Source organism: Dietzia sp. DQ11-38-2, assembly GCF_014145055.1.
GTDB lineage: Bacteria > Actinomycetota > Actinomycetes > Mycobacteriales > Mycobacteriaceae > Dietzia.
Genome location: NZ_JAALDW010000133.1, coordinates 1 through 5570 on the forward strand (window position 1 = coordinate 1; position 5570 = coordinate 5570).

At 70.0% G+C, this 5570-nt stretch carries 6 protein-coding genes; 2 read left to right on the top strand and 4 right to left on the bottom strand.

Translation table 11 applies throughout. From position 1 onward, the window contains the following. Positions 1 to 914: acetyl-CoA C-acyltransferase (locus G6026_RS05260; protein ID WP_182612423.1), on the bottom strand; the 914-nt coding region annotated here is incomplete at its 3' end. A gap of 33 nt (positions 915 to 947) precedes the next feature. After that, the gene (locus G6026_RS05265; protein WP_182612424.1) at positions 948 to 1547 is read right to left on the bottom strand and encodes a TetR/AcrR family transcriptional regulator; all 600 of its coding nucleotides are present in this window, start codon (positions 1545 to 1547) and stop codon (positions 948 to 950) included. Between the two features lie 118 nt (positions 1548 to 1665). Here G6026_RS05265 and G6026_RS05270 point away from each other — a divergent pair, with 118 nt between their 5' ends. After that, positions 1666 to 2469, top strand: a complete 804-nt coding sequence (locus tag G6026_RS05270) for a hypothetical protein (protein ID WP_182612425.1) — start codon at positions 1666 to 1668, stop codon at positions 2467 to 2469. A 37-nt stretch (positions 2470 to 2506) separates the two neighbouring features. Here G6026_RS05270 and G6026_RS05275 read toward each other — a convergent pair whose 3' ends face one another. Together G6026_RS05275 and G6026_RS05280 are read right to left on the bottom strand one after the other, a co-directional pair. Then, positions 2507 to 3328, bottom strand: coding sequence for an SDR family oxidoreductase (locus G6026_RS05275; protein WP_182612426.1), 822 nt, complete (start codon positions 3326 to 3328; stop codon positions 2507 to 2509). Then, positions 3325 to 4572 (bottom strand): acyl-CoA dehydrogenase family protein, encoded by a 1248-nt coding sequence (locus tag G6026_RS05280; RefSeq protein WP_182612427.1) that lies wholly within the window; start codon positions 4570 to 4572, stop codon positions 3325 to 3327. Before G6026_RS05280 ends, G6026_RS05275 begins: the two co-directional genes overlap by 4 nt. Before the next feature lie 78 nt (positions 4573 to 4650). Between G6026_RS05280 and G6026_RS05285 the strand changes: the two genes are divergently transcribed. After that, positions 4651 to 5505 carry a mycofactocin-coupled SDR family oxidoreductase gene (locus G6026_RS05285; protein ID WP_182612428.1) on the top strand — a complete coding sequence of 285 codons (855 nt, stop codon included), beginning with the start codon at positions 4651 to 4653 and terminating at the stop codon, positions 5503 to 5505. Positions 5506 to 5570 lie beyond the last annotated feature (65 nt).

Below are 5570 nucleotides of genomic sequence, written 5' to 3' on the forward strand. Positions count from 1 at the left end.
ATGTCGTCGATCGTCAGTCCCGTCTTCTCCAGCGCCCACCGGGTGGCCGGGATAGGCGCGGAGAGCATCATCACCGGATCGTCGCCGCGCACGGTCAGATGGTGGATCCGGGCCCGCGGCGTCAGGCCGTATCTCTCGACGGCCTCGGCGGACGCGAGCAACCCGGCGGACGCACCGTCGGAGATCTGCGACGCCACGGCGGCGGTGAGCGAGCCACCCTCGGCCAGCACGGGCAGGGAGGCCATCTTCTCCAGGGTGGTCTCGCGCGTGGTCTCGTCGGCCTCGAGTCCGGCGAACGGGACATACTCGTTCGCGAACCGGCCCTCGGCGATCGCGGCGCGGGCGCGGGTGTGGGACTGCAGCGCCCACTCCTCCATCTCGCGACGCGAGATACCCCACGTGTCGGCCATCATCTGGGCACCGTTGAACTGGGAGATCTCCTGGGAGCCGAAGCGGGAGACCCATCCGGTGGAGCCGGTGAACGGGTCGTCGAAGCCGTACTCGCGCCCGGCGAGCATGGCCGAGGAGATCGGCAGGGCACTCATGTTCTGCACGCCGCCGAACAGGACCACGTCCTGGGTGCCGGACATGATCCCCTGGGCACCGAAGTGGATGGCCTGCTGGCTCGAGCCGCACTGGCGGTCGACGGTCGTGCCCGGCACCCCGAGAGGCATCCCGGCCGCGAGCCACGCGGAGCGGGCGATGTTGCCCGCCTGCGGGCCTATGGCGTCCACGCAGCCGAAGATCACGTCGTCGACCACCGCGGGGTCGATCCCCGTGCGCTCGACCACCGCGCTGATGACGTGCGCGCCCAGATCCGCCGGGTGCTGGGCGGAGAGGCTGCCACCGCGCTTGCCCGCAGGCGTCCGGACGGCGTCGATCACGTAGGCCTCGCGGCCGGTCACGCTGGTCATGTGTCTCCTCGTGGGTGGGGTCGGTCGGTGGTGTCAGGCGGGTGGGGCGGGTGAGTCCACGGCCAGGCCGTCGAGCACGATGTGCAGGTACTGGTCCGCGATCGCGGCGTGGTCGTCGTCGCCCTCCGGCCGGTACCAGCGCACCGCCACCCACACGGTGTCGCGAAGGAACCGGTAGGTGAGCCTGATGTCGAGGTCGGGACGGAACTGGCCGGACTCGATGCCCCGGCCCAGCACGTCGGTCCACATCTCACGGAACTCGGTGGTGCGCTCCCGGAGATAGTCGAACCTGGGGTTGCCCCGCAGATGCTTGAGTTCGTCCTGGTAGATGGCCACCTCGTCCCTGTGACGGTGGATGGCCTCGAACGAGACGCGGACCAGCCCTTCGAGGGTCTCCCGGGGCGACGAGCCCGCCAGGACGATCCGGTGATAGTCCCCGAAGAGGGAGTCGAGGAACCCGCGGAGGATCTCGTCTACGATCGCCTCTTTGGACGAGAAGTGGTGGTAGAGGCTGCCGGAGAGGATGCCCGCCGCGTCCGCGATGTCCCGCACGGTGGTGGCCCGCAGGCCGCGCTCGGCGAAGAGCCCGGCGGCGATCGCCAAGAGTTCTTCACGTCTGGTCGTGCTGGTCATCCGACCACTCTACCAACCAAGCACTTGCTAGGGGCGCTCCGGAGGCCGGCGTGGTCCGGGGACCGGCCTGGCCGCGTCGGTCCACCCGTCGTCGACTCCTTCTGCCTAGACTCCCCCCATGCGCTCCACCGTCTTCTCCTCCCCTCGCCCCTCCGGCCCGCGCCGGGCAGGTCGCCGGGTCCTCGCGGCCTCGGCGGCGGTGGGCCTCACCCTGGGCCTGGCCTCCTGCACGATCCACGTGAGCGGTGACGACGCGGCTCCCGCGGAGACCACGACCGCGACGAGCGAGTCGCCTCAGGAGCAGCCCACCGGAGCGCCGGGCACCCCCGAGGCCGGCGTAGATCAACTCGTCCTCAATGCCGAGGACGCCCCCGAGCTCGGCCTCGCTCCCGTCTCGGCCGAGGAGATCGCCGGAGGTGTCGGCGCGCTCGAGGACATCGCCGCCGGCGTCCGCGTGGACCCCGAGCGGTGCGCCGACTTCAGCCAGGACGCGTTCCTCGCCCAGGCCGAGCCGGGCGCGATCGCCATCCAGGCGGGCCAGAGCGAGAACACCGCGTACGCGGTGTCGGTGACCACGGTGACGACAGGCCTCAACGATCGTGACCGACTGATCGCCGACTGCCCCACCATGACCGTGACGATCCCCCTCGAGGGGACCGAGGTCACGACCCGTGCCGAGAACCAGCTGTTGCCCCTCGAGGCACCGGAGGGCGTGGAGCACTTCGCCGCCATCACGCAGAACAACGCGATGGACATGATGGGCCAGGAGCTGCTCACGGGCAACGTGCTGATCACCGGGATCGTGCGGGGTATCGGCGTGTCCGTCACGGTCGCCAACGCGGCGGGGCCGGTGTCGGACGCGGAACGGGACACGGCCGTTGACGCCTTCGCCCGGCAGGTCGAGAAGATCCGGAGCGCCTGACCTCCTTCGATCCCCTCCGCCGGGTGCCGACTGCGGGTCAGGCCCGCTGGGACGAGATGGAGACGACCTCTCCGGTGAGGTACGTGGTGTAGTCGCTGGCGAGCATGGCGATGGTCGCGGCGACCTCCCAGACGTCCGCGGCACGTCCGAACGCCTCCTTGGCGGCGAGCTCGTCGAGGAGCTCGGCGGAGGCCGACTTCTCCAGGAACGCGTGCCGGGCGATGGAGGGTGCGATCGCGTTGATGCGCACACCGAAGTCCGCACCCTCGATCGCCGAACACCGGGTCAGCGCCATGACTCCGGCCTTGGCTGCCGCGTAGTGCGCCTGAGCTCGCTGCGCGCGCCACCCGAGCACGGAGGCGTTGTTGACGATCACCCCGTTGTGCGGCACGTCCCGGAAGTAGCGCAGCGCCGCACGGGTCGCGCGGAACGTGCCGTTGAGCGTGATGTCCAGAACCCGGTCCCAGTCCTCGTCGGTCATGTCCACGAGCTCGCCCTCACCGCCGAACCCGGCGTTGTTGACCAGCACGTCGATCCGGCCGAGCTTCTCGGCGGCGCCGGTGATCAGCGCGTCGACGTCGGAGGTCGACTGCACGTTGCACGTGATGGCCTCGAACCGCTGCCCTGGGAACTCGGCGGCGAGCGCGTCGCGGGCCTCGTTCATTCGGCGCTCGTGGAAGTCGGACACCAGGACGTCGGCGCCCTCGAGCGCGGCGCGACGGGCGGCCGAGAAACCGATGCCCGTGCCCGCGGCGGCCGTCACCACGACCTTCTTACCCGCGAGCAGCCCGTGACCAGGTGTCTCCTCCGGCACCGTGGCGAGGGGGGACGCGGCGAGGGGGGACTTGTGCTGGGTCATGACGGCCTGGCCTCTCGGGGTAATCCGAGCACGCGCTCGGAGATGATGTTGCGCTGGATCTCGTTGGATCCGCCGTAGATCGTGTCGGCTCGGGTGAACAGGAAGAGCCGCTGCCACCGCGCCAACTCGAGGTGCTCCGGGTCGCGGAGGTCGTTGGCCGCACCCTCGGAGTCGTGGGTGGGCCCGGTGAGCGACTCCGCCCCCTGCACGATCATCGCCAGCTCGCCGAGGTCGCGGTGCCACGTGGCCCACAGGAGCTTGGCCGCCGAGGCGTTGCCACCGGAGGCGTCACGCTCGGCGAGTGTGCGCAGAGCGTGGGCGCGGATCACCCTGAGACCGACCCAGGCACGGGCGATCCGTTCACGCACGGCGGGGACGTGCGCGCTGCCGTTGGACCGGGCCATCTCCACGATCTGGTCGAGTTCGCGGGCGAAACCGACCTGCTGGCCGAGGGTGGAGACCCCTCGTTCGAACTCCAGGAGGGTCATGGCGACCTTCCAGCCCTCTCCGCGCTCCCCCACGATCATCCCGGCCTCGGTGACCGCGTCGTCGAAGAAGACCTCGTTGAACTCGGAGGTCCCGGTGAGTTGCTGGATGGGCCGGATCTCGACTCCCGGCTGATCGAGCGGCACCAGCAGGAAGCTCAGGCCCTTGTGCCGACTGGTGCCCTCCTCGGTGCGGGCCACGACGAAGACCCACTGGCTCAGATGCGCCAGGGAGGTCCACACCTTCTGGCCGTGCAGATGCCACCTGCCGTCCTCACCCAGGCGGGCGGTGGTGGACACGTTCGCCAGATCGGACCCCGCTCCCGGTTCGGAGTAGCCCTGGGCCCACAGTTCGGTCACGTCGAGGATCCGGGGCAGGAAACGGTCCTTCTGCGCCTGGGTGCCGTGTGCGATGAGGGTGGGGCCGAGCAGCGTCTCGCCGAGGTGCGAGACCCTCGCCGGGGCGTCCGCCTTGGCGTACTCCTCGTGGACGCGGACCTGCTGGCTGAGCGACGCCCCCCGACCGCCGTACTCGACCGGCCACCCCACACAGGTCCAGCCGGCCTCGGCCATGTGCCGTTCCCAGGCCAGACGCCGATCGAAGAACTGATGCTCACTGCCCGGCCCGCCGGTCCCCTTGATCTCGGCGAACTCTCCCACCAGGTTGGCGTCCAACCACGTGCGGAACTCCGCGGCGAACTCGTCGTCGGTCATCTCCGACGCCGGCCTGCGCGTGTCGGGTGCCGTGCTCTGGGTCATACGACCACACTACCAAGCACTTGCTTGGTTTGTCGGAACCGCCCGCCCCGGCGGACGTCGTCGGGTGTGATGGTCGGCATGAACACCCCTGACACTCCCCTGGAGGGCAAGGTCGCACTGGTCACCGGCGCCGCCCGGGCACAGGGCCGAGCCCATGCCGTCCGCCTCGCCTCGGAGGGCGCGGACGTCGTGGTGACCGACCTCTGCGCTCCGGTGTCCGCCTCCGTCTCCTATCCGGCGCCCGGTCCGGATGACCTCGCCGAGACCGTCCGACTGGTCGAGCAGGCCGGGCGCAGAGCCCTCTCGGCGGTACTGGACATCCGGGAGCTCGGACCGCTCCAGGAACTGGTCGACCGCACCATCGCCACGTTCGGCCGGCTGGACATCGTCGTGGCCAACGCCGGCGTACTGAGCTGGGGCCGCCTGTGGGAGTTGCCGGAGGACGACTGGGACATGGTCATCGGCGTCAACCTGAGCGGCACGTGGCGGACGATCCGCGCTGCCGTGCCGGCGATGATCGAGGCGGGCAACGGCGGGTCGATCATCATCGTCAGCTCGTCGGCGGGACTCAAGGCGACGCCGGGCAACGGACACTACTCGGCCTCCAAGGCCGGGCTCGTGGCGCTGACCAACTCGCTCGCCCTCGAGGTGGGGGAATTCGGCATCCGCGTCAACTCGATCCATCCCTATTCCGTGGACACGCCGATGATCGACCCCGACGGGATGGCGGAGATCTTCGGCCGGTTCCCCTCGTATCTGCACAGCTTCTCGCCGATGCCACTGAAAAACGTTCTCGCGGACGGCGCCAGCACCCTGGCCGACTTCATGCCGCCGGAGGAGGTCTCCGACGTGGTGTCGTTCCTGGCCGGGGACGGGTCCCGGTCCGTCTCGGGCGTCCAGGTCCCGTTCGACCGGGGCGCGCTCAGGTACTGAGCGCGGAGGGTCGACCAAGCAGATGCTTGGTACCGTGGTGGTGGCCACACCCCGCCGCACCCGAG

What these genes read in the sequence shown, in the direction of transcription:
- G6026_RS05280 (WP_182612427.1), bottom strand. Translation starts at nt 4,572, where the DNA reads ATGACCCAGAGCACGGCACCCGACACGCGCAGGCCGGCGTCGGAGATG.
- G6026_RS05285 (WP_182612428.1), top strand. Translation starts at nt 4,651, where the DNA reads ATGAACACCCCTGACACTCCCCTGGAGGGCAAGGTCGCACTGGTCACC.
- G6026_RS05265 (WP_182612424.1), bottom strand. Translation starts at nt 1,547, where the DNA reads ATGACCAGCACGACCAGACGTGAAGAACTCTTGGCGATCGCCGCCGGG.
- G6026_RS05270 (WP_182612425.1), top strand. Translation starts at nt 1,666, where the DNA reads ATGCGCTCCACCGTCTTCTCCTCCCCTCGCCCCTCCGGCCCGCGCCGG.
- G6026_RS05275 (WP_182612426.1), bottom strand. Translation starts at nt 3,328, where the DNA reads ATGACCCAGCACAAGTCCCCCCTCGCCGCGTCCCCCCTCGCCACGGTG.